The sequence below is a fragment of the Streptococcus parasanguinis genome (assembly GCF_901875555.1).
Classification (GTDB): domain Bacteria; phylum Bacillota; class Bacilli; order Lactobacillales; family Streptococcaceae; genus Streptococcus; species Streptococcus parasanguinis_H.
Map to the genome: position 1 here is coordinate 90,518 of NZ_CABFMD010000035.1, position 21,678 is coordinate 112,195.

Below are 21,678 nucleotides of genomic sequence, written 5' to 3' on the forward strand. Positions count from 1 at the left end.
TCATTCTCCTCTTAGTTGTTTTAAGCGTTCCGTCAATCGATCTCTTCGTTCAATATTGCTCCTTAATTTATCATCTCGGGTCATAGTTTTACGATAAGCACGAGTGAACGCATTCGATCCTTGGGCTTTGTACATGGCTTGAGGATCCTTGTATTCCTCTAACTTGCGCTCAAGACTATTCATTCGGAGTTGTTTAAATGGAGAGATCCATTCTTCTTTAAGGGTTTGAAATTCATCGTCTGAACTTGGAGTTGGCTCTACTGTGATTGGAGATTCTATTGATGGAGTTGGTGCTTTCTCTTCGACTGGTTTAGACTTCTCAATGATTGGTTTTGTTGTAGAAGGACTTGCATCGAGTGTATCTGGTGCTTCAGATGGAGTCATTTCCTCAAATTGGTTCTCGGATTCCTTATTGGTAAAGAAGGAACCGACATTTTGGAAGTGACTCTTGGCATTCATGAGCATTCCAGCTCCCAAACCAGCACCTGCTAAAGCAAAATTTCCAAGGTGTTGAGCAGTGGAAAGACTTCGTGATGGTACTTGTGAAGCCACTTCTCGGGTTTTTGTGATCCCACTTTCAACTTTATTTCCAATATCACTTGCCACCATTCGAGCTTTGGATCCAAGAATGAATTGGAGCAATTCTGCTTTGTATTTCCATAGAAAGAAATATACGAGTCCTTTTGAGACAACTGAAATGAGTAGTTTAAAGACAAGGCCAAAGATGATCAAGGATGGAAGTGTTTTAAGAATGCCATCAAAGCCTGTAATGATAATGTTTTCGATCATTTTCTCAATGTAGAAAACTAATAGAGTTAATAGACTTGTGATAGCTGGGAAAAGTAACCCACCAAACATGACTTTTAGAACTCCAAAGATCAAATCTTGCATTCTTGGTACAAAGGACATCAATAGAACAATTGGAAAGAGCAGGATCATCATCAGGACGAGTGTCTGAGCAATGACATTTAACATTTGAATCAAAATAACAGGTATCGCTAATACAAAAGCGTCAAAAATTTTAAATATGACATAAAACATACGAGTAAAGATGAAATCAGGCATTGCCGAAACCCAACGGTTCTTTTCGCCATCGTCATTAGCTCCATTGCCTAGTTCATCTAGATATTTGGAGCGGTCTTTGGATTTAACCGCTGTAAAGTTTCCATTTTTATCGCTTGTTCCTAGTACCTTACTATCGTCAAAAGTTTCTTGTTTTCCGTCTTGGCTATTCTTATATTTCCCATTTTCTTGTCCAGTATTGACAAAGACATAGGCTTTATAAGAGGTTTCTGCTATATAGCTATCTGCCATAGAATCACCGATTTTGATCGTCTTATTTTTTCCATACTCTACTTTAATATGAGTGATATTTTTAGTGACTTCTTTAGAAACATTATTGATGGTATCAAGCAGATAAAGACCACCAGAGGTCCCTGCAACTGTTCCAAAGTAACCAAAGCCAAGGATGAGAACTAGGAAAACATGAAGGAGTGTTCTTGAAAAGGATCCTTTCGAAAAGAAATATTGATAAAAAAGGTAGAAAGCTAAAATCAGAAGCAACATTGAAACGAGTGAGTTCTTGGCAACTCCACTCCCATTTGAACCGATAAATCCTTTCCAGATACTCATTGCTCCATTAAACACATAGTTTTTATAGCTAGAGTAGAGATCAATTTTTTCAAGAATTCGTATCAGCAAAGAAAAGAAGCCTACCACTGCGTTTAGAATGAAAAAGAAGAAGTTGACGAAAAGCTCATTAATCAGTACCCAAGCCCCGTTAAAGGAAGCGAACCCAGTCGGCTCCATATAGGACTTGAGAGAGAAGATATCGACTCCTCTTAGTTTGTCAAAAGCTTCTTGCATGGATTCACCTCCTAACTAGCGTATTTATTTTCAAGGCTTGATGATACCGTAGCTTTCATTGGTTTTAGAAGCATATCAATATCTTCAAAGATGTTGTGTACGGAAATCATATTGAGATTGCCATACACGTCATAGTACAGGCATTGGCCAGAGATCATATTGTCAATCCATTCGAGATTGCTTTCAGTGACTTCTAGATTGACGTGTTTTAGAATATCTTCTCTTTCTGACTTTTCATAGAAAGCAAAGATGGTCCCGAACCCAGTGGTATCATCGTCATTTTCTGCATCATGTACAGATTGAGTAATCAATGCCAAGGTGTTGTTTTTGGAGCGTCCAATCCGACGCATATTTTTGATAACGGCTTTTCCTTCTGCGGACTTCATAAGAATCCATGCTTCATCAAAGAACTCAATGGTATCTTCATTTTCATTTCGTTCTCCAAAGTGGGTACAGAAGGCACCAAGCGCAAACATGAGGGCAATAGAATTGCGTTCATGATCTGAAATTTTTGTGGAATCGTCTTTTGGTAGTTTGAGGTTATTGACCTCTAGGATGGTCACTCTTGATTCATAGTTAAGTCCTTGAGTGGTGCCATCTGAAAAGGCTAGTTCCAAGATAGAGTTTGTGACAATTGAAGTCAGGTAACGGCCAACCGAAGCAATTTCAGAGGAAGTGGAGCTTCTCAGCACTTTTAATACGTGTTTAAAGCCTACTTTCTCACCAGCGACCCGTTTCTCCACAATCGCATTAATAGCTTCTGTGATCGCTGTCTTCTGGTCCATCGTGACATCATCTACTGCTTGTAGTAGAAACTCAAGCATGTTTTTTGCGACCTCTACAGCTTGTTCTTTATCTAGAACGACAATAGGATCTAAGACACCGTGGTTTGATGGAAGCGAGCTATCCAGTGTCACAAAGTTAAAGTTCTCGATCTGTCTCTTGCGTTCAGGATAGAGACGTGCGAATTCAGGTGAGTTGATCACTTCTTGGTAGTGATTTCTGAGTTCTCGTTTAGGATCAATGTAAAGGGTTTTGACATTCTGCAAAGCTACACTTAGAAAGATGATCTGAGCAAGGAAGGATTTTCCTTGACCTGTTGCCCCCGTAATAATGATGTGTGGGTTCTTGGTGATCTTTCCAGCGATATCTTCTTTATTTCCGACTGTCGCATTGTAGAGGACAATGTTCTTTGAGGAATCAATGGCTTTTGCAATATTGTCCCAACGGCCTGTCCAGTTATCTACTCGGCCGATATACCAACCGATACGGTTTCCAGAAGAGGTATTGGTGAAGGGCATGAGTTCTGAAAATCCACGAGCTGTGACCATATGTGTCCAGGTGCGAGTTTTCTTTTGGAGGTTTTCTCCATAAAGCAGAGCTTGAAAGAGATAAGGACCGTCTTGAGAGGCTTCACTAATTTCAACTCCCATATCATCAAAGTAATTCAAAACCACTTGCCGTCTTTGTCGTAGTTGGTTCACACTAGAAGCAGAAACAATCAGATAAGCTCCGTATTCGATGATATCTTCCTTGTTTCCGACTTTCTTCATTAAGTCCTTCAGGGAAATAGAGCCCAAAATGATCTCATCTTGTTGGACTGTATCTGTATTTTCAGCTTCTTCCATGATATTTCGATAACGTGTATTCGATCGTCCCATTCGACCTTTGATTTTACCGGTATCAATGAATTCTGCCTTGATTCGTAATTCAACGGGGAAGTTCAAACGTTGGATAAATTCGCCAAGATGAAAACCGTTGAATTGAACAGGAAATTTACCTACAGGAAGAATCGTCACGAAAGATGAACCATAGGGGCTTTCTAGCTTGAGAAAGCCACCTTTTAAAACTTTAATCAAGGTATCTGTGATATTGAATTGAGCTCGATTGGCGAGCACCTCCTTCTTGTAGTGAGGAATATAGCGGAGGTATTGCATTCGCTGATAGTAAAAGAGCTCTTCATTGGATAAACGCTTTGCCCGAAGAACTGAGAAGGCTTGAAAAATAGTGAATTCATCACTTTTATAGTCTTCATACCATGTGGGACTTAATTCATATTCATAGCCAAGGCCTTTTGCGATTTTTTCAGTGAGCTCATTAAAGCTCTCATAGGCCAAGTCTTTGACGGTAGCTCCATGATTTTGTTTACGTAGGGTTACTCCAACAACCCAGTCAAACTGATAAGGAATCTCCATTTCGTCTGTTAGACGATCCACCGTGTAACGAAGAAGTTCTTCTCCTAGTTCACGACTGTCATCTGCTAGAGCGTCTGAGAAGTCCCGCATTTTTTCTTCTAAGAGATAGTCTTTAGGGATCAGAGATATTTCAAAGAACTTGTTTTTCTGGAGCTTCTTCATCATTTGAGCAACAGTGATTTTATGTTTGCCCTTTTTTTCTTCATCCGTAATCGTGATTGGAGTATTTGGAATACGATAATAAGCAACGACTGTTCGATCTTTTTTGAGAGCTAGATTTTCATGTGTTTCCCTAATAGGATAGGTTAAAGTAATACTCATAGGTCCTCCTTTTCTATAGATTTGTTTTTTCAAAGACAATTTCTTCTACAGGCTCTATTCGATCTTCATGGTAGATGGCTTTTTTATTGATCTTGAAGTCCCAGAAATAAATCAGGTAATCTCCAATAAAGACGTGCATCTTCTTACCGTGAGGCTCATATTCCGTATAGAATTTGGCTAATTTATAAGGAATATACCAATAGAGCAAGAGAGAAATTGAGTGAGTAATTTTTGCGAGTGGCACAAAGATAAACCCTCCAAAGAGTAACATGGCCACAAAGACGATGATAAAAACAATGAAAAAGGACAACTGCATAGGTGTTGCAAAGTACCATAGTCGAGTGCCCTTTTTTGTCTTAATTTCTTGGATCCAATAAGGAGCATTTAGGCCCTTACTGTAGTCATAAAGTCTTTCTTCATTCATACTTAGAGTCCTGATTCAATACCAAAGAGTCGAAGGAACCAGCCGACTGCTTTTAGGATATCTTGTCCTTTAGCAATCGAAACAATAACGGCATAGAAACCAACGACTGAAAAGAGTTGAAGCCAAGAGCTATTCCGCCAAGCTTTAATAGCCAATAAAACAGCGATAGCGGTGAGAATCCAAATTCCATCGCCCTGGAGGAAGGTTCGTAGATTGTTTGTATTCATAGAGTTCTCCTATTCTTTATCATTTGCATAGTTTAGTGGAATGGTGTGTTCCAATTTTGTGACATAGTAGGTCTTTTCTTTTTCTGAGAGATTAAAGGTGAAGTTTTCTGAGTGAGTGGTGCCTCCAACTTCAAAAGTAGCTTGAACATAAGCGATTAGATCATCACCGTCCTGTTTAAGATAGGTGTAGTCGATCGTTTTGAAAGTGCTATTTGCGATGATATTCACATTTTTAGCAATCAGATTAAGATTATCTTGGCTTGTGGTGTAGTTGGTAAAGAAGACCTTGAGGAATTTCTCTACTTTCTTTCGCTCGCTGTCTGAAAAATGGTCATTGGCAGTGAGTTGGAGCTTATCATCTTCGCTAAAGTGTCCAGCTTGTGAGGATTCAATGGCAGAAAACCAAGGAAGGCCAGAAACATAATATTTCCCATCCTTTTCATCAAATGGAATATTAAAACCTGTCACAATTTCTTTTTCTTCTGTGTTGTTATCCCGATGGATGCTTTCCTTGTATTTAACCTTATAGATCGCAACTTTCCCTTCTACAGTCACTAACTGAGAATAGAGAAGTGTGCTAGGATTTCGAACTTGCCCTTGAGATTTTACATCAGGGATGAAGTTGTAAAATTTATTTAAGTAGTCCACTTGCTCTTTTTGTTTATCACCTTCATTAGGAAGTGTGAAATAAGCGAAGACATAGTCGTTCAAGTAGTACTGGAGTTTATAGTCATATTTTCTACTCGACTCCATAGGCTTTGTCTGTTGCTTTTGAGTGGCCTCAACTTGAGCTTGTAGTGTACCTACCTTATTTGAGAGTGTGATAGCACGGATAGATCCCAAGAAACCAACAAAAAGGAGGAAAGAAATTCCTCCTATGACGGCGATATTGACGGTCTTTTTATTGGTGACTTTTAGCTTTGGTGGGCCTCCTTTTTTCTCTACCTTTTTGAAGTGTGAGAGATATTCTTTTGCTTGAAGCAAGTAGCGTTTAGCTTTATCCATAAATCCTCCTTTAGAGACCAGCAAGCTCAATGAGCTTTGATCCTTTTGCATAGAGGCGCTTATTGGCTTTTTCGATCTCGCCGTTAATGTAATAGTAGCCTCGTAGCTCAGTTTGGAGTTGTTCGATCAATTGAGGTTTTAGGTCTTTGGCTTCTTCTTTTTTTAGGAGACTATTTAATTCTCCAGCCTTGGTCCAAGCCTCTCTATGATCTTTCTTTTTCAGTAATTCTCCCAGTTCATTCGTGACTTGAGAAACTTTCTTTTCAAAAATAGTTTTAGTAGCCATTTCAATTTCCTTTCTAAATTTTTCTTGATTGTCTTTGATGGTCTTTTGAATATAAGTAAGGAGTGACGGTCGCATTTTTTTATTTACGCTCAATACTTGACCATCTAGCGTGAAACAGGCATGTTCATAGGTATAAAATCCTCTACTATCTGGAAGGTCTTCTGTACACCTGCCAGCGCACTCATAGTAGAAGTCCTTTCCTTTTCTTAAAATGATATACATATACCAAAATTCATGTTCTGGAAGAAGCAGAAAATCTGCTTGATAGATCTTCTTCAGCATTTCAAGAAGCCTCAAGTAGATCATCGTAACCTAGAGCTTGGTAGATAAAATCTGAATCGAACCAGAGCCAGTCATTGATTTGTACTTCGGTTGGTGTGTCACCAGAGAAGATATCCTCACAAATGACGGTTAGGGTATCTACTCCACCGCGTTCACGGACGGTGTTTAAAGTCGTTAGTCCACCAGACCAGGCTCTAAAGTTATCTAGTGAATTGATTTGAACTTTGTATTCCATATTGCTTTTCCTTTCTAGTGTTCATAGTGTTTGTTGGTTTTGAGAAGTCTTAACATGGCTTTCCCTCGATCAGTGATCTCTCCGCTGTTCTGAATCATCTTCATGTATTCTGTTTGCAAGATTTTATCTGCTTCAGTAACTAGTGCAAGAGAGTTAGCAACTTGATAGGTCAGCCAGCGAATCGTTCGCTCAATACTGTAAGGCTGTGGGTTGGTTGAGAGTTTCAAGGGTTCGACTCCTCCAAAGAGCCGTTGCCATTTTTCATCGGGTTTATAGGCTCCAAATCGAGTGAGACCATCATAGACTTGAATTTCTTTATTGACGATGCCTCTTGCGATTTCTCCGAGGTCTACACCGTTGATATATTCCTCCACAACACCTTGAGCTTTCTGATCTGAGAACCGTAATTCATAGCGATTCCAGATACCAAAAATCTCCAAGGATTCGTCCAAGGAGATATTTTCCATTCTAGCTATTTCATAGCGCTTTTCATAAAAGTTAAAGTAGAGTTGACTTTGACGGCTCCCAAAGTAAATAGACAATCCGTGATTGGCCTCCATATCTTCATTATCTGTGAATGATCCACCACCTGTGATATTCCATTTCTTGATCGTGTCTAGAACAATCTCTTTGGAATAGAGTTTATCAATTAGTTTGGAAATCTGAATTTGTTCGTCCTCGTGACCGTAACCCTTATAGAGTTCATCTAGAGCAATATCTAAACGCTTCACCCGAACATCTTCATAGGAATAAAGAATATTTTGAAGAAAGATCTGCCAAGTGATTCCCTTGTCTTCTAGAAGTAATTCCAACTCACGGCATCCTTGACCAGATAGTTGAAGACAAGTTTGGTAGTCATTGGTCACAGATTTATCAAAGAAATCAAAAATCCAGATATTTCCTCGTTGCCATAAGTGGGTATAATTCATGAGACGGGTTTCTTGGTCTGTAAATTCACTTAGGTGACAGTGAAGGAAGTTTTCACAGAAAGCATCTAGATCCTTTAATCTAGGAAAGGATAAACGTAGATAATCGATCTGAGCCCGAAGACTGTTTTTATCGCAATCTTGATAATAACCGAGCCTTTCTTTAAGTTCTCTAAACTTATCAATCGTTAGTCCTCTTTCGCCTGTTTCATAAGAGCGGTAGGTTCTAGTCGGAAGATCAACAGCTTGTGCAAATGCTTTTTGACTCAGTCCTGTTTGTTTTCTGAAATTCTTAATCTGAAAAGGACTAATTTTGTCCATTCATCGCAACACCTCTTTCTAACAAAGTGACACACTTTTTTGATGAAAGTGACACACTTTGTAAAATCTGAAAACCCAACTCCCATAAGGAATGAGGAGGGGTGGACTTGGCGTTTTTGCCAAATGTAACCCCCCTATTAGAAAACGGGGGTTCGTTGTCATCATGAGCCAGGAACGGCGGGCTTCGGTCTTCGCCTGACCTGCGGTCAGGCTTGCCCTTGCCCTTGTCCTAGCCCATGATGACGGACAATCGCTTCAATAGCTTTTGGATAAGACTTGCGTCCGTCTTCCTCAAATCGGGTGATGGTTTCAAGAAGTAACTTTTCTTGAAAAGGTTCAATGAGAATAGCGGAGTCAGTCCGTTCAAATGAAATTCCGTGCTCTTCCATATAAGGGATGATTTTTCGAAGAGTTTGCATCTTTAAATCGTACTCATCCGCAAATTCCTTGAGTGGTCGCTTGTTTGGTTCGTTTTCTATAACCTCCTTTTCCTCTATAGGGTCAATTGATTCAACTGGTGATTTGTATTCTTCAAATACTGAGAACTCTTCTCCTTCAAATTCCATAATCGGGATTTTAGCGTATTCATCATAGAAGGAAAATCCTTGATCGAGCGGAATATAAGGCGAATAAAACTCACCAGCCAGATTCCCGCTTGAAGCAATATAACCACGACCGACGACTTTCACTCCATTAATTTCGTCCAGTTTTTTAAACTCTTTGGTTTTATTGGCATCCCCAAACATCATGTCATATCCTGTTGATTCTAAATGACCGACTGAAAGACGCATCATAAAGTTGTCCCGAAGAGAAGTCTTGATATATTCTCCATCAGGCCGTTGCATAGCAAAGATGATAAAGACTCCAGCTTGACGACCCTCTAGAACGATTTGAGTTAGGTATTCCATGAGCTCCGACTGTTGGCTATAGTCACGGTCAATCTTGGCCATGAGAGCAGCCCATTCATCAACTAGAATGAACTTAGGTTTTAGATTGTAATGGGTGTAATAAGTACCTGGTCTATAGTCTGGAAAAGACGTTAAGACTTCATAGCGCTTCTTCATAAACTCGACATTCTCTCTAAAGCAATTAATGATATCCTCTTTACTAGAATAGACTCGACCGTGAAATACTGGAAGTTTCTTTAAAGAAGCTAAGTCTGAGTTTTTAGGATCACAAATATCTATATAGCCAACTTTTAACAAGGCATAGATAATAGACATGAGAGTAACAGTTTTTCCTCCGCCAGTTCCCCCGCCAACTAGTAGGTGAGAGTCTTTGACGTAGTCCCAGTAGACATCTTTCATAAGACGGATCTTTGAGCCTTTGACTTCAACTTGATCAATTGAAATACGACTATCAATCCGATTGATAGCAATTTTGTATTTAACAAAACAATTATCAAAACTCTTATCACGAAAGTCCCCATTGAACATGACTTCAAGAGTAGAGCCAAGATTTAAAAATCGATCTTGAAACTTGTTTCCTTCTAATATAAAACTGACTTGAATCTCGTAATGACTTTGTTTGAGGTAAACTTTTGGAAGATTAATTTTCTCAACTATTCCTTTATCTCGTTTAACCTTTTTAACTAGATAGAGGTTATTTTCTAGCAAAAAGCGAGAAAGAATTCGAAGGCTGTTGAGCTTTTGAAAAAAGAGCAACTTTCTGTAGCAAACTCGATTGATAAACCAAGAGAAGATCAAAGAAAATAGAAATCCAGCTCCTAGAAAAAATCCTTGAGGTAAGGGATGAACTTTTAATTCTTCTAAATGTAAGTAGCTGTAGTAACTAATAGCCAACAAAAAAGGAAACCACCAGATAAACCATGTGATTCCCTTTAGTTTACGATGAAAAATTCGAACTCTTTTTCCCCGATAGGTAAAGAGTTTCATTCTGCATCACCTCCTAGTTTTCCTTCTTATTTTCTACCGGTTTGTTTTCTTTAATCGGTGCGCCTCCAGTTTTTTTCTTGATTTTAGAAGCAAAGAGCTTATAGATATCATTACGATTGACGTGGGTATGCGTGATAACAATATCTTCTAGTTCAACCTCTTCTCGGTATTTAATACCTAGGTCTTCAATTTCAGACTCAGACATATCTGCAATCGTGAAAAAGAGGGTTTCATGCTGGACAGAAGAGTGAATCCCTACGACAATTCCACGGATCTCACCTGTATTGACTTGGACAAATGATCCGTCAGGATTTCGTTGTGAGCGATCCACTTCAAAGATGATATCAGGACCTTCAATGCCTCGGAAAGTCAGTTTCCCAAGGACAGCTGGGACATCTAACCCGTCTGTAATGACACGATAAGTTTTGTCAGCAATTTGTAGTTTTTCTCCGTAGTTTAGTCCAATTTTAGCCATGTGATTTTCTCCTTTAATTTCTTATTTTTTGATTACCAATTTTTCCGCAAAGACATTGAGATAAGGTGCAACAGTATTGCCATTAAGAGCAGTATCTGGGAAAAAGATTGGGTTAACAGTTTCTACTAGAGCATCTTCTGGGAAGACCGTTGTAGAAGCAGGTGTGATGACATGAAAGGCACCATGCTCTGCGCTGTTTAGAATGTGACGTTGGTATTTGCCTTCTTTTCCAAAAATAAATTTAGGAGCATTCCCTAAACGTTCGTAGTAAGCAGGGCCAATAAATTCTGGTTTCATTTTAAGTGTTTCTGAGATCATAAGATTTTCCTTTCTGAGTGTAAAATAAAAAGAGTTAAGCTAGTTGCTTGACTCTTGAGTAATAGTGGGTAAATAATTTGCGTTTAAACATGCGACTATAGAATTGAATATCCCCGTGAGCGTAGCCGTTTCTACGAGCATCTTGAGCCAGATGATCTAGATCTATTTGAGCTTGAGCATAAAGTTTAGCCTGAAGTTTATCAGATTCACTAAACATGCCATAGGTAAATTCATAGTTATCATAGAGTCGTTTACATTGTAATGCGAAAAAAGTTTGTCATATCATTCTCCTTTATTGTAATAAGTAAAAAAGCTACTAAGTGAAAAAAGGAAAGAACTTAGTAGCTTGAGAGTAGGTCTATCTTAGTAGATAGACAGTAGTAAAGAAAAGTTATTTGGTTGGAAAGATCCCTCTTTCCACGGTGGCAACGTTTAGCAAGGTGCTTTGCGTGAATTACCATCGCTTTCCCAGCCAATCTCTTTAGGTAGTCATGATCATACCCAAGGGATTCTCTTACGCCCTTTGGCGAAGCCAGTTCACTTTACTATTCGGAAAAGTGCTAAAGTCCGAAATGCGTGGAAGCCCACAAATACTTGTTTTATATCTTCACTTCAACCATAAAACGGACTTGACTTTTAGTATCAAAACATTTACAATAAAGGTACGAAGTTTATGTGTTGTTCTGATGATCAGTCCTCTGGTTGTCAGACGCACTTTTTATTTAATTGTCAATGATCTAAATTCGACCTTTAAAACAGGTTATTATTTTTAGGTCGTATACAACTATCAGTTGTTGATTATATTATACAACCTATAGTTGTATTTTGTCAAGGGATTATTTGAAAAAAGTGAAAAATTTTTTAGAGGTTTTAAAATGGAATTTTCAGAACGCTTAAAAAAACTTAGGAAAGATACTGGTTTAACTCAAGTTGATGTAGCAAGTAAATTAGATATTTCCCAACAAGCATATGCATCATGGGAACGTGGAATAAAAAAACCAACCCAAGAAAATTTGGTGAAATTATCCAAAATTTTAAATGTTTCAGTTGATTACTTATTAGGAAACACAGAAAATAAACAAACAAGTGATGTATTAGAGAATATTGAGCTACTTTTTCGTATGAATTCTGAAGGATTAACGGAAGATGAAAAAACAGTTTTCAAAAAAGAGTTGATTGAGTTTATGGAAAAGAGAAAAAAAGCATTTGAAAAAAACAAGTAAACTAAAAATTAGCATTTTTTTGTTTGATAACTTCATTGATTAAAAGGAGTGTTTTATAAATGGATGCCAAAAAAGAATTTTTGAAAATAATGTCAGAACAAAAAGAAATTGCCTTAGCGACATCTGTAAACAATATTCCAAATGTAAGAATAGTAAATTTTGTTTTTGATTCAACCAATAATATACTCTACTTCTCATCTTTCAAAGGTAATGATAAGATTAAGGAAATGGAATCAAACTCTCATATTGCATTTACTACAATTCCACACTCTGGGAATGAACACGTAAAAGCTAAGGGCTTAGTTCAAAAAAGTACCAGAACTATTTTTGAAGTGGCGGACCAATTTATTGCTAAAGTACCAGGTTACAAAAATACTATTGAATTTGCAGGGGAATCTTTAGTTTTATTTGAAATACGATTTGATACTGCGATCGTTACCAAAGATCTAGAAACAATACAAACTATAGAACTTTAAATTAAAGTTCCAAAAATGGAGATTAAAGTATGGAAAGTTTTGAAATTGAAATACCAAAGATGGAGCATTTTGAAGTTGATGTCAGAAAAAAGGAATTATACAACTATGATTTCCAATCATATTCATTAACTCCACTGCAAAAAGAAGCCTCTTTAGTAGTTGCTAATAAGATTAGAAATAATTTATTTACTCATATTCCTGAAGCTAAATTATTAAAAAAACTTGTTGAAAAGAGTGATAATGATAATGTAGAATACGTTTAGCTGAAAAACTAGATATTTCCCAACAAGCATATGCTTCATGGGAACGTGTAGTAAAAAAAACAACACAGGAAAATCTCGTTAAAATTGCACAAGTTTTAAATGTGTCAGTTGACTATTTAGTTGGAAACTCAGAAGAAAAATCTGATGAATTAGACAATATTGAATTGCTTTTCCGTATGAACTCAAAAGGTTTAACTGAGGAAGAGAAGAGAATTTTTAAGAAAGAGTTGATTGAGTTTATGGAAGAACGAAAACAATTATTTGAGAACAAGAAATAGGGTAAGTTCACTTCAAGATATTTGGATAAACCAACAATAGATAAATTGTGAGAAAATTAGAAAAAAGATATATTTAATGAGTAAGGGATAAGAAAAAAGGGGATATTAGTATGGATAAGTTCATTTCATTTGTAAGTAGTTCGGTGCTATGGACAGTTATTTTAGCAATTATTTCTATATCTATAATAAGTTATATATTTTATTTTATGTTTGGGAAACTCTTTGATAAATATACCACTAAATGTATTTATCTTAGAATTGCAGGTATTACAATAATTGTGATATGCTTCGTAAGTTTGTTTGGATTAGTTAATATACCTGCATGGGTAGGTATTATGACAGTCTATAGTTTTATTTTTTATATCGTATCTGAGAATTTTTTGGGGAAGTTTTTTGGAATAAAAAATAAAAACAATGGTTCTAAAATCATGAATATAAATGCTTTATTGCTTTTATCTATACCCTTATTGTATGTTTCATTAGCCTTTGTAAATGAAGAAAGTATAAAAAATAGTATTGGTATAAATGATTTTTATTTGGAAACTAAACTTAAAGAAATAGAAACTAAGGTTGAAAAAAATACTGACAAAACAGAAAATTTAGTCTATACAAAATCTGGTTTTGTTAAAAAATGTGAGCGTGACAAAGAAACAAAAGAAGTATTTCCTTTGAAAAACATATATGTGAATTATAAAGGGGAAAACTGGATAATAGAAAAAGTCATAGATGCTTCGAATGTCGAAAATCCTGTTGTGCTTTTATCTCAAACAAATCATTCTAGTTTTAAAAAATTTTTTATGATAGGATTATTTCGTATTGTTTTTATAGAGTTTGAGATAGTAGGATTAGCATTATTATGTGGAGCGGCATTTTCTCTAATAGGACAAACTCAAAGAGATAAAATAAAAAAGAACATTCATACATATTTGGGTGGGGATTCAGACCTTTTGCAACTTCAAGGGACATGGTACAGAATTCAACAATATCCGATAGATCAAAGTAATTATATAGAATCATTTCATACATTTAGTATTTCAGGAAATGAATTGAGATTATCAGAGAAGAACTTTGAAATAATTAATAAGTCGAGTAAACTTAGTATCAAACTGGAAAAAAATAACAAAAAAATTAAATGTAATCAAGACGGAACATTAGAAATTGATGGCTACACCTTTGTACAAAAAAATTCCGAAAAATGGAAAGAATTATATAAATCTATAAATAAAATAGAGAAAAACAAAACATATTTCATTTCAGAAAACTATAAATTTTTAGGGATGGATATTGATATTAGCGAAGATCCTATCTACTATTCAGATGATAAAAATTTAATTGAGAATAGATCTAAAAATCCTAATTCATACAATATAGTTGAAGGAATACCCATAACTGATGATACTCAAATTCTTGAAGTAGAAATAACAGACAGCTCGAATTTGGCATCCAAAATTAGAAAGAGAATAGAAGTTTCTAAATTTGATTCGAAAAAGTTTATACTTAAAAAGTAAGTACATTAAGTTAGTTAGCAAAATTTAAAGAATACTTTGTTTCAAAATACTATATTTCATTGTTTATTTATCTTATTCGTTGAATGTTAAAGTTGCTTTTAATTTTGTATCTCGAAAGTGGACAATTGTCCACTTCTTTTATATAATTGACTCAACCAAAATGGTTTAGTTTTGTAATTTATACTTAAAGGAGGTATCATTCTTTGGATGAATTGTATACAAGAATAAGTAAGTCTACAAAACATGTGTTATACCAATACATGAAGGATTATGATATTTCATTATTAAATTATAATTTTAATTACTTCTTTCAACATTGTATTCAAAAATATCAAATTCAAGTAATTAGTCACCACTTCTCAAATCATAAGATTGAAGGACTAACTGTTATTGATGAATTAGGTATTAGTTTTTCCTATGAAAAGGATAATCCAATTGTAAAGCAAAATTTTACTCTGTGTCATGAATTGGGACATTTTATACTAGAACATGACGGCAATTATTTTGCAGAGTCTATTGATAATCAGGAAAACCTACTAGAGCGAGAAGCGAATATTTTCTCTGCTGTAGTATTAATGCCTGACATTGTTTTGTTGGCTAAGATCTATTATAGTTGCGACACCTTTCAACACATTCAAAATAGCCTGGATGTTTCAAAGCAGGCATTGTTCTTTCGCCTTTTAGATCTTCTTAGAGAATATTATCCTGGAAAAGAAAGTACCATTAAGCAGGCTATCGATTTTTATATTGATGGACAAAATGCCACACTACTCCTTTTGTTTCACGGTGTCAAAAATCAGATTATAAAGGAGTTCAACAACTATCAGACTTCTCTAATCAATAAGATTGAGCAATCAGTAATCAAAAAAGGCTTCGTGACTAGTCAAGAATATCCAGAACTTCTAGATCAAGAGAATTGGAAAACAATAAAGACTTACTGTAATAATTTAAGAGTATGGCTCATTTATGATAGAGGAAAATCAATAGCTTATGTTTGGGATAAAAATAAGCTAACAGACAAAGAAGCAAAACAAAAAGCTGAATTGAAATTATTGTTAATGTGAGGTAAATGATGTACCAACCAGAAAAACTAAAAGCTCGTAGAAAAGAGCTAAAAATGACTCAAAAAGATATTGCAGATCAATTAGGTATTACCTACCAGGCCTATTCTGCATGGGAGCGTGGAATAAAACAACCATCTAGAGAAAAAATAAAGCTTTTGGAGCAGATTCTAAATGTTCCAAAAGGTTATTTCACAGAGGTCGAAATCATCCGACTATATAATACTTTATCGGATGAAGGTAAGAATAATGCACTTAGTTATGTCAGAGGACTAGTTCAAAAAGAAAAATGTAAGAACATTGTTTCAATGTCAGAAAAACTATACGAATACCATGTTTACGAACAAATGTCTGCCGGTATTGGTTCATCGGTTTATAACGATCAAAACTATGATACCGTCTATTTTGATGAAGAATTAGCCCACGATTTCGCCTCATGGGTCTCTGGAGACTCAATGGAACCTAAATATCAAAATGGTTCGGTGGCTCTCATTCGTGAGACTGGATTTGATTATGATGGTGCAATTTATGCTGTGGTATGTAATAGCCAAACTTACATAAAACGAGTTTATCGAGAGGAGCATGGCTTAAGACTGGTTTCTATCAATCCAAACTATAAAGATATTTTTCTTTCGTATGATGAAGATCCTAGAATTGTAGGGATTATTGTAGGGAATTTCTTACCTGTTGAACAGTGATATTGTTAATGTAAAATAATAATAGTGTATTATTTTTTTGTTTATGGAGATTGAAAATGGGAAAAGAAAATAATGAAATAAAAAAGGCATATGATGAATTACTGAAAACTAAAAATAAATGTGGGAAATATAGTAAAACATTGTTTCACATCCATACCCCAGTATCCCATGATTACAGATTATTTAAAGTTTGGAACGATTTATCAGAGAAAGAATGGAATAAACTATCTGTAGAAGATTATCTTTTAGAAGTAAAAAATAATAAGCTTTTTCCAGAGGAATATTTTAAAACAAAAGATGGTGATAGTATTATTTATAATAACTATCAAAAAAATGGTTTTGAAAATGAAAAAGAGCAAATATCATTTTTGATAGTTGCTCAGAGTTTATATCGAGAAAATATTTCAACAATAGTGGTTTCTGATCATAATACAATTTCAGGAATTAAGAAAATGGAAAAAGCTATAAAAATTGTATCTGAATTGAATATCAATAAAGGTAAGGAATATATTGAGGTAATAAATGAGGTTCGATTTGAACAATCTAGAAGACCAGTATCCGGAAATTGTTTTGGAACACTACATGTTTCCTCTTTTTCACCCTTACCGTTGTAAATGATTTCTGTCTCGCCATCTCATATCATTAACATAATTTTGTTAAGGATTTCCAATTTATTAGAATAATCGTTAATAAGAGCCAATGTAACTCCTAAGCAATTTTCCATGATATTTGGTGATTCATTTAGATTACCAAGTAAATTTTTTTTATTTTGTAATTCTTCATAAAGCTTCTCTCTTACAAGTATTCTTTTTTTTCCTGTATAATTGAATGCACACATCATGATACTCATCCCAGCATAACCATGGCAAAGATATGAATCATCATATTTCCAACTTCCACTGCTATCAAATATCTCTAATAATTCATTGTACAAGTAGCTACTTATCTCTTGTTCAACTGGTAGTGAATATAGTAATAAAAGTATAGAAAGTCTACTGTTACACCATCCCATTTTTTTACCAAAAATTTCCTCAAATTTTTCTTTGTCTATAACTAGCTTCAAGTAACAATCCATCATTTTATTATATATTTCCTTTATTTCTTTAGATTCTTCTTTTTCCAAATAACTACGAAATATTTTCAAAAACGGTACCATTCCATGTATAAGCGAAATATCAAAACTTTCTATATCTATTTCTTTTTTTATAACCCTAATAATTTATTTAAACTTTCTTCTAAAATGTACGATTCCTTATGATTTATTGGTGTTTTTCTCTGTAAATAATAATATATAATTCCTAACAAACCTCCAAAAAATTCATACTCTTTCTTTGAGTCCTTAAAAAAAGGAAGTAATACCAACATAGTATCACTTATAGTTTTATTGAAATATTGACTCAATAAATCAGAATACTCGCTATTCAACTTACTATATTCTAACAAGAAAACAATACCAGTCATACCATTATAAAATGACAACTTAAATCTTGATTTATTAAGATATATTTCTTTTAAAATAAATTCATAGAACTGTTCATCAATGTAATCTATATATTCTGAATCTGATAAACAAGACAAAAAAAGTAATATATTATATAATATTTCTGGATAATTTTCATTATTCGATAGTTCTTTAAAATCTAATTGCAGAAAATCCTGCTCAATTTTGTTCAGTATTCTTTCAATCATATTTGGTATAATTATCTGTATTAATTTCCGTTAGTATACGCTGTAAGGTGATATTAGAAATTGTAGACTCTACAAGAGGATTATATTCAACCAAGTCCCAAATTATATTTTTTCCGTGTATTCTTTTGATTTCTTTTATTTGTCTGATAAAGTATACAAGATTTACTAAACTTAACCCCCCAGGCATTGGAAAGCTAACACCTGGAAAGTCCGATACATTTAGCACATCGACATCAAGACTAATGTAAATAGTATCAAATTTTTCAAAGTATTCTCTTATATCTTCTAGAATAATTTCTTTATTTTCATATACTGCGATATCATCATAAACTTTATATTTTCTAGGGGTAAGAACCTTATAATAATCGTGTCTAGTTCCTATTATCATACCACTCTCAATACTATCCTCTATCCAACTAAGAACATTCCAATTATAATATCCATCCGATATATCTCCTTTATCTAAATGAGCATCAAATATTATAATTCCGATACTTTTCTCAGTATCAATAATATTATCAAAAACAAAACTGGTAGTACAATGATCGCCACCAAAAATAAATATGTCCTCTTCACCATACCGAGAAGATATTTTTGATTTCAATTCTGATATTAAGTCACTATTTTCGTAATCAGAGGCATTTATAAAGTTATTTTGTAAATAATACTTTCTCTCTAAATAGTTATTTCTAATAAAATTATTAAATCCACATTCGGATCCTGGTACTTTCGTTCGTCCTTTATAAGGTAAATTTATAAACATTTACTCCTCCTTAATCATTTATAATCAAACTTACATTTTAGACTTCTGGATAAATTTTTTATCCATTAAATATAGATAGAACAGTTGATAAATTTTCTCCTCATAAAATTTATTGAAAAAAATTTTATTTAAAAATAGATGTATATATCTCTTAGCAATTTCTATTTTTTCAGATGTATTAACTTTTCGTTTACTCTCAATTTCATTTGATAGTCCGACTAGATATTTACATTTTTTGAAAAGTTCCTCACTATATGGAAAAACATCTAAATCTATATTTTTAATTTCTTTTTTTACATTTCTATATAACGAGTAATCTTTTGATACTTTAATGTCCTTAAAATGTTTGATTAATTCCTCAGTGTCTATTCCAAATGATTCAAAAATACTTTGTAGTATAAGTACATAATATTGTATCGGAAGTGTTCTCAAAATGGAATAATTAGAAATAACATAAAGAGAATCTAGTGTTAATATCTTCTCGATATTCCAAGCACTATCTGAACCACCAAGTAGTGAAAAATCTATTCGATACGGTAGCATCTCATACCGTGTTAGAAGTCCGTCGTCTATACTAGATGAAAAAAGTTTTATCATTAACATTAAGACTTTAATTTTATCCGTATCATTTGTTCCCAAAATTTTAATTCTAAATCGAATATGATATTCATCGTAGTAATATTGAACAAAATTTATATTATATTGAATATCGTCATCAATCAAATTTAAGAACTTCTTTAAAATATCTTCTACACAAATCGATGTTAATTCCTCTTTACAATACAAATGAAAACTAAACCAGTCTTTAGATACCAGATGTACTTCCTCCAAGCTACAGTTTTTTTCTAAACACTGTGTACTATTATCTATATTTTTTGAAAATGCTATTATTTCATTAGAGCTTTTTAACTCCCCTAAGTACTCTGTTAAAACTACTTTATCTGTCTTTAATTTTTGTTTTACCTTCTCTATATCTCCTTTTTTATCTAAATTTATCAGTAACTCCATGTCTCCCTCTACTAAATTTACAAATTTCGGAACATTATAGTTTTTTATAAACTTATCAAAATTAGAATTTTTAGATAGCCTCCATGTTTCAGGATATACAATTATATCTTTATAGACTATTCTATTTTGATAATGTAAATACTCAATTGAAAAAACCTTATAGAAATCATAATACGATAATTGGTTGCAAAAAATACTATATAAAAATCGGGTTTGATTATTTAATAGATCTGGAGAAATTCTATTTCTTTTTACAACACGCATATTAGTACCTATTTTCTTAGAAAAAACTTGAAAATTATTCTTGTTATCTAAATATACATATACATCTGAAATATCAATATTTTTAAAAAATGGAAAATCTAATATCAAGTTATCTAAGGCATTCTCTCTCTTGATGTCATTTAATACTAAATTATTATAAAATTCATCAACTCCAATTAGAAGTTCATTATAAAATTTTCTCTCTATCTCTAGCATCTTGTGTATATTGAGATTTTCCTTAAAATAAGACACATATTTCCCAGAAATCGAAAAAAAATTATCTGAGTATTGATTTCCATGCCATCTTAATTTAATCCTATTATCAACTTCATAAATTGAAAAAACTACTTCAGCAGTAGGAAAACTATCCTTGACTACCCGTCCTTGTTCAATTAAATTCTCTAATTTTATCTCTTCACCACTGGTAGTGTTCAAAATCTGATTCACTAAGTCATGTTGGAATTTATCTGTTCCATCATTAATATTTAAAGTTTCTCCCAAATAAGTACTCAAAATTGGGTTCGAATAGTTTGAAGGAGAACCTAACCCTTTAACTGAAAGTAATTCCGTTAAAGGCACTAAATTGTTACTACCATACAAATTATAAAATTTTCTTGTATATTCTTTCAGACTGCGCTCTTGCTTATATTTTAAATTAATAGTTAATAGTATATTAAGAAACTCTTCTATTTCATTCTTTATCTGATAATCCATCTGAAATCTCTGATGACTAATACATAAAATATTAAGCGGAGTATTTACCTTGCATATATCGTCCATAATACTATATAAATCCATCAGAATTCGACTCCCCTCTCCTAGAGGAATACTATTATATAATTCTATTTTTGATTTTATACAAGCAATTTGCCTTTTGAATTTTGCAGGTATTAATTCTATTCTATTAATAAAATCATCTATCAAATTTATTTTATTATCTCTGGTTAATATCTCAAAACATTCAAAAAATAATATCTCACTATCTATCAATTGCTGTATATAGTCATAGATAGTATTTAATTCAAATCCCTTCTCTAATAACAAATTAACTAGAGAACTTATTTTTAAATGTGTTTTACAAGTCTCGATAATGTCTGAAAGAACAATGTTTAAATCCGTCAAGACAATTTTTTGTATATCTGATTGGCAAAAATACAGCTTCTGATTTAACAGCTTTGTTCCGACTCCTATTAAATTGGGATTTAAAAATACGAATAGTTCTTTTAATACATCTCGTTCTCTCAAAATTAATTTTAAAAAATCAAAAGCCCACTCTGTAGAAATATCTGTTATCTTTTCTACACTCTTTGATTCACATTTCAGATTTTCTTCTATCGCACCATGAGAAAATTCTCCTACTCCTACATATCCAAACGTGAAGAATGTTGAGGGACGTGTACAAAATCTAATAAAATAATTTTCTAGAGTTCGTAATAATCTTCTCTTTTTTTTCTCTGGTTTTTTATAAAAATTTGATAGCTCCATAAAGAGAGTGCGATTACAAAGTAAAATTGCTTCTTGAAGTAAAACGTTTTTCCAAAGGTACTCATAGCAGCTGTCTATGTTATCAAATTTTAGCGAGTAATACTCCTTTAAAGCCCAATTATTACCTGTTTTTTGTCTATAAATATATTGAGGTAGTATTTCTTTTTTCATAAATTTTTCCTAGCA

At 33.7% G+C, this 21,678-nt stretch carries 24 protein-coding genes; 8 read left to right on the plus strand and 16 right to left on the minus strand.

The annotated features are described in order from the left end of the window. The 12 genes from JX304_RS09460 to JX304_RS09515 form a co-directional block, all read right to left on the minus strand. A complete protein-coding gene (locus JX304_RS09460; RefSeq protein WP_205012342.1) occupies positions 1 to 1,866 on the minus strand; it encodes a conjugal transfer protein in 1,866 nt (621 codons plus the stop codon). 11 nt (positions 1,867 to 1,877) lie between these two features. Beyond that, a complete protein-coding gene (locus tag JX304_RS09465) occupies positions 1,878 to 4,382 on the minus strand; it encodes an ATP-binding protein (RefSeq protein ID WP_205012344.1) in 2,505 nt (834 codons plus the stop codon). Positions 4,383 to 4,395: 13 nt separating this feature from the next. After that, positions 4,396 to 4,806 (minus strand): conjugal transfer protein, encoded by a 411-nt coding sequence (locus JX304_RS09470; RefSeq protein ID WP_049486006.1) that lies wholly within the window; start codon positions 4,804 to 4,806, stop codon positions 4,396 to 4,398. 2 nt (positions 4,807 to 4,808) lie between these two features. Then, positions 4,809 to 5,033 carry a TcpD family membrane protein gene (locus tag JX304_RS09475; protein WP_001095596.1) on the minus strand — a complete coding sequence of 75 codons (225 nt, stop codon included), beginning with the start codon at positions 5,031 to 5,033 and terminating at the stop codon, positions 4,809 to 4,811. 9 nt (positions 5,034 to 5,042) lie between these two features. After that, positions 5,043 to 6,038, minus strand: coding sequence for a conjugal transfer protein (locus JX304_RS09480; RefSeq protein ID WP_205012346.1), 996 nt, complete (start codon positions 6,036 to 6,038; stop codon positions 5,043 to 5,045). Between the two features lie 10 nt (positions 6,039 to 6,048). Further along, a complete protein-coding gene (locus JX304_RS09485) occupies positions 6,049 to 6,606 on the minus strand; it encodes a conjugal transfer protein (protein WP_205012348.1) in 558 nt (185 codons plus the stop codon). 1 nt (position 6,607) lies between these two features. Next, positions 6,608 to 6,841: a hypothetical protein gene (locus tag JX304_RS09490; protein WP_049474705.1), complete on the minus strand. Its 234-nt coding sequence runs from the start codon at positions 6,839 to 6,841 to the stop codon at positions 6,608 to 6,610. 14 nt (positions 6,842 to 6,855) lie between these two features. Next, the gene (locus tag JX304_RS09495) at positions 6,856 to 8,088 is read right to left on the minus strand and encodes a replication initiation factor domain-containing protein (protein WP_205012350.1); all 1,233 of its coding nucleotides are present in this window, start codon (positions 8,086 to 8,088) and stop codon (positions 6,856 to 6,858) included. 206 nt (positions 8,089 to 8,294) lie between these two features. Beyond that, entirely contained in the window at positions 8,295 to 9,983 is a 1,689-nt protein-coding gene (locus tag JX304_RS09500; RefSeq protein WP_205012351.1) for an FtsK/SpoIIIE domain-containing protein, read from the minus strand. 13 nt (positions 9,984 to 9,996) lie between these two features. Further along, positions 9,997 to 10,458, minus strand: a complete 462-nt coding sequence (locus JX304_RS09505; protein ID WP_201088210.1) for a conjugal transfer protein — start codon at positions 10,456 to 10,458, stop codon at positions 9,997 to 9,999. Positions 10,459 to 10,479: 21 nt separating this feature from the next. Further along, positions 10,480 to 10,776 (minus strand): hypothetical protein, encoded by a 297-nt coding sequence (locus JX304_RS09510; RefSeq protein WP_006149313.1) that lies wholly within the window; start codon positions 10,774 to 10,776, stop codon positions 10,480 to 10,482. A gap of 34 nt (positions 10,777 to 10,810) precedes the next feature. Then, positions 10,811 to 10,993, minus strand: a complete 183-nt coding sequence (locus tag JX304_RS09515) for a hypothetical protein (protein ID WP_006149311.1) — start codon at positions 10,991 to 10,993, stop codon at positions 10,811 to 10,813. Positions 10,994 to 11,651: 658 nt separating this feature from the next. Between JX304_RS09515 and JX304_RS09520 the strand changes: the two genes are divergently transcribed. From JX304_RS09520 to JX304_RS09555, 8 genes are all read left to right on the plus strand, one after another. Continuing rightward, the gene (locus JX304_RS09520) at positions 11,652 to 11,999 is read left to right on the plus strand and encodes a helix-turn-helix domain-containing protein (RefSeq protein ID WP_205012353.1); all 348 of its coding nucleotides are present in this window, start codon (positions 11,652 to 11,654) and stop codon (positions 11,997 to 11,999) included. 59 nt (positions 12,000 to 12,058) lie between these two features. Then, a complete protein-coding gene (locus JX304_RS09525) occupies positions 12,059 to 12,475 on the plus strand; it encodes a pyridoxamine 5'-phosphate oxidase family protein (protein WP_205012355.1) in 417 nt (138 codons plus the stop codon). A 29-nt stretch (positions 12,476 to 12,504) separates the two neighbouring features. Next, positions 12,505 to 12,738: a hypothetical protein gene (locus JX304_RS10975; protein WP_205012372.1), complete on the plus strand. Its 234-nt coding sequence runs from the start codon at positions 12,505 to 12,507 to the stop codon at positions 12,736 to 12,738. Continuing rightward, complete coding sequence (locus JX304_RS09535; protein WP_205012370.1) at positions 12,729 to 13,016, plus strand: helix-turn-helix domain-containing protein; 288 nt, start codon at positions 12,729 to 12,731, stop codon at positions 13,014 to 13,016. The genes JX304_RS10975 and JX304_RS09535 overlap by 10 nt, the downstream gene beginning before the upstream one ends. A gap of 110 nt (positions 13,017 to 13,126) precedes the next feature. Then, on the plus strand, positions 13,127 to 14,524 hold the full coding sequence (locus JX304_RS09540; RefSeq protein WP_205012357.1) for a hypothetical protein: 1,398 nt from the start codon (positions 13,127 to 13,129) through the stop codon (positions 14,522 to 14,524). A gap of 203 nt (positions 14,525 to 14,727) precedes the next feature. Continuing rightward, positions 14,728 to 15,588: an ImmA/IrrE family metallo-endopeptidase gene (locus tag JX304_RS09545; RefSeq protein ID WP_205012358.1), complete on the plus strand. Its 861-nt coding sequence runs from the start codon at positions 14,728 to 14,730 to the stop codon at positions 15,586 to 15,588. Positions 15,589 to 15,596: 8 nt separating this feature from the next. Further along, entirely contained in the window at positions 15,597 to 16,283 is a 687-nt protein-coding gene (locus tag JX304_RS09550) for an XRE family transcriptional regulator (RefSeq protein WP_205012371.1), read from the plus strand. Positions 16,284 to 16,339: 56 nt separating this feature from the next. Continuing rightward, positions 16,340 to 16,897 carry a hypothetical protein gene (locus tag JX304_RS09555; protein WP_205012359.1) on the plus strand — a complete coding sequence of 186 codons (558 nt, stop codon included), beginning with the start codon at positions 16,340 to 16,342 and terminating at the stop codon, positions 16,895 to 16,897. A 20-nt stretch (positions 16,898 to 16,917) separates the two neighbouring features. Here JX304_RS09555 and JX304_RS09560 read toward each other — a convergent pair whose 3' ends face one another. The 4 genes from JX304_RS09560 to JX304_RS09575 all read right to left on the minus strand — a co-directional run bounded on the left by JX304_RS09560 (position 16,918) and on the right by JX304_RS09575 (position 21,663). After that, complete coding sequence (locus JX304_RS09560) at positions 16,918 to 17,406, minus strand: hypothetical protein (RefSeq protein WP_205012360.1); 489 nt, start codon at positions 17,404 to 17,406, stop codon at positions 16,918 to 16,920. Positions 17,407 to 17,486: 80 nt separating this feature from the next. Then, complete coding sequence (locus JX304_RS09565; RefSeq protein WP_205012361.1) at positions 17,487 to 17,972, minus strand: lanthionine synthetase LanC family protein; 486 nt, start codon at positions 17,970 to 17,972, stop codon at positions 17,487 to 17,489. Next, positions 17,965 to 18,735, minus strand: a complete 771-nt coding sequence (locus JX304_RS09570; RefSeq protein ID WP_205012362.1) for an arginase family protein — start codon at positions 18,733 to 18,735, stop codon at positions 17,965 to 17,967. Before JX304_RS09570 ends, JX304_RS09565 begins: the two co-directional genes overlap by 8 nt. Before the next feature lie 30 nt (positions 18,736 to 18,765). After that, positions 18,766 to 21,663, minus strand: a complete 2,898-nt coding sequence (locus JX304_RS09575) for a lantibiotic dehydratase (protein WP_205012363.1) — start codon at positions 21,661 to 21,663, stop codon at positions 18,766 to 18,768. Positions 21,664 to 21,678: the final 15 nt, after the last annotated feature.

Coding starts and splice junctions, on each gene's coding strand:
- JX304_RS09460 (WP_205012342.1), bottom strand. CDS start 1,866: ATGCAAGAAGCTTTTGACAAACTAAGAGGAGTCGATATCTTCTCTCTC.
- JX304_RS09465 (WP_205012344.1), bottom strand. CDS start 4,382: ATGAGTATTACTTTAACCTATCCTATTAGGGAAACACATGAAAATCTA.
- JX304_RS09470 (WP_049486006.1), bottom strand. CDS start 4,806: ATGAATGAAGAAAGACTTTATGACTACAGTAAGGGCCTAAATGCTCCT.
- JX304_RS09475 (WP_001095596.1), bottom strand. CDS start 5,033: ATGAATACAAACAATCTACGAACCTTCCTCCAGGGCGATGGAATTTGG.
- JX304_RS09480 (WP_205012346.1), bottom strand. CDS start 6,038: ATGGATAAAGCTAAACGCTACTTGCTTCAAGCAAAAGAATATCTCTCA.
- JX304_RS09485 (WP_205012348.1), bottom strand. CDS start 6,606: ATGCTGAAGAAGATCTATCAAGCAGATTTTCTGCTTCTTCCAGAACAT.
- JX304_RS09490 (WP_049474705.1), bottom strand. CDS start 6,841: ATGGAATACAAAGTTCAAATCAATTCACTAGATAACTTTAGAGCCTGG.
- JX304_RS09495 (WP_205012350.1), bottom strand. CDS start 8,088: ATGGACAAAATTAGTCCTTTTCAGATTAAGAATTTCAGAAAACAAACA.
- JX304_RS09500 (WP_205012351.1), bottom strand. CDS start 9,983: ATGAAACTCTTTACCTATCGGGGAAAAAGAGTTCGAATTTTTCATCGT.
- JX304_RS09505 (WP_201088210.1), bottom strand. CDS start 10,458: ATGGCTAAAATTGGACTAAACTACGGAGAAAAACTACAAATTGCTGAC.
- JX304_RS09510 (WP_006149313.1), bottom strand. CDS start 10,776: ATGATCTCAGAAACACTTAAAATGAAACCAGAATTTATTGGCCCTGCT.
- JX304_RS09515 (WP_006149311.1), bottom strand. CDS start 10,993: ATGTTTAGTGAATCTGATAAACTTCAGGCTAAACTTTATGCTCAAGCT.
- JX304_RS09520 (WP_205012353.1), top strand. CDS start 11,652: ATGGAATTTTCAGAACGCTTAAAAAAACTTAGGAAAGATACTGGTTTA.
- JX304_RS09525 (WP_205012355.1), top strand. CDS start 12,059: ATGGATGCCAAAAAAGAATTTTTGAAAATAATGTCAGAACAAAAAGAA.
- JX304_RS10975 (WP_205012372.1), top strand. CDS start 12,505: ATGGAAAGTTTTGAAATTGAAATACCAAAGATGGAGCATTTTGAAGTT.
- JX304_RS09540 (WP_205012357.1), top strand. CDS start 13,127: ATGGATAAGTTCATTTCATTTGTAAGTAGTTCGGTGCTATGGACAGTT.
- JX304_RS09550 (WP_205012371.1), top strand. CDS start 15,597: ATGTACCAACCAGAAAAACTAAAAGCTCGTAGAAAAGAGCTAAAAATG.
- JX304_RS09555 (WP_205012359.1), top strand. CDS start 16,340: ATGGGAAAAGAAAATAATGAAATAAAAAAGGCATATGATGAATTACTG.
- JX304_RS09565 (WP_205012361.1), bottom strand. CDS start 17,972: ATGATTGAAAGAATACTGAACAAAATTGAGCAGGATTTTCTGCAATTA.
- JX304_RS09570 (WP_205012362.1), bottom strand. CDS start 18,735: ATGTTTATAAATTTACCTTATAAAGGACGAACGAAAGTACCAGGATCC.
- JX304_RS09575 (WP_205012363.1), bottom strand. CDS start 21,663: ATGAAAAAAGAAATACTACCTCAATATATTTATAGACAAAAAACAGGT.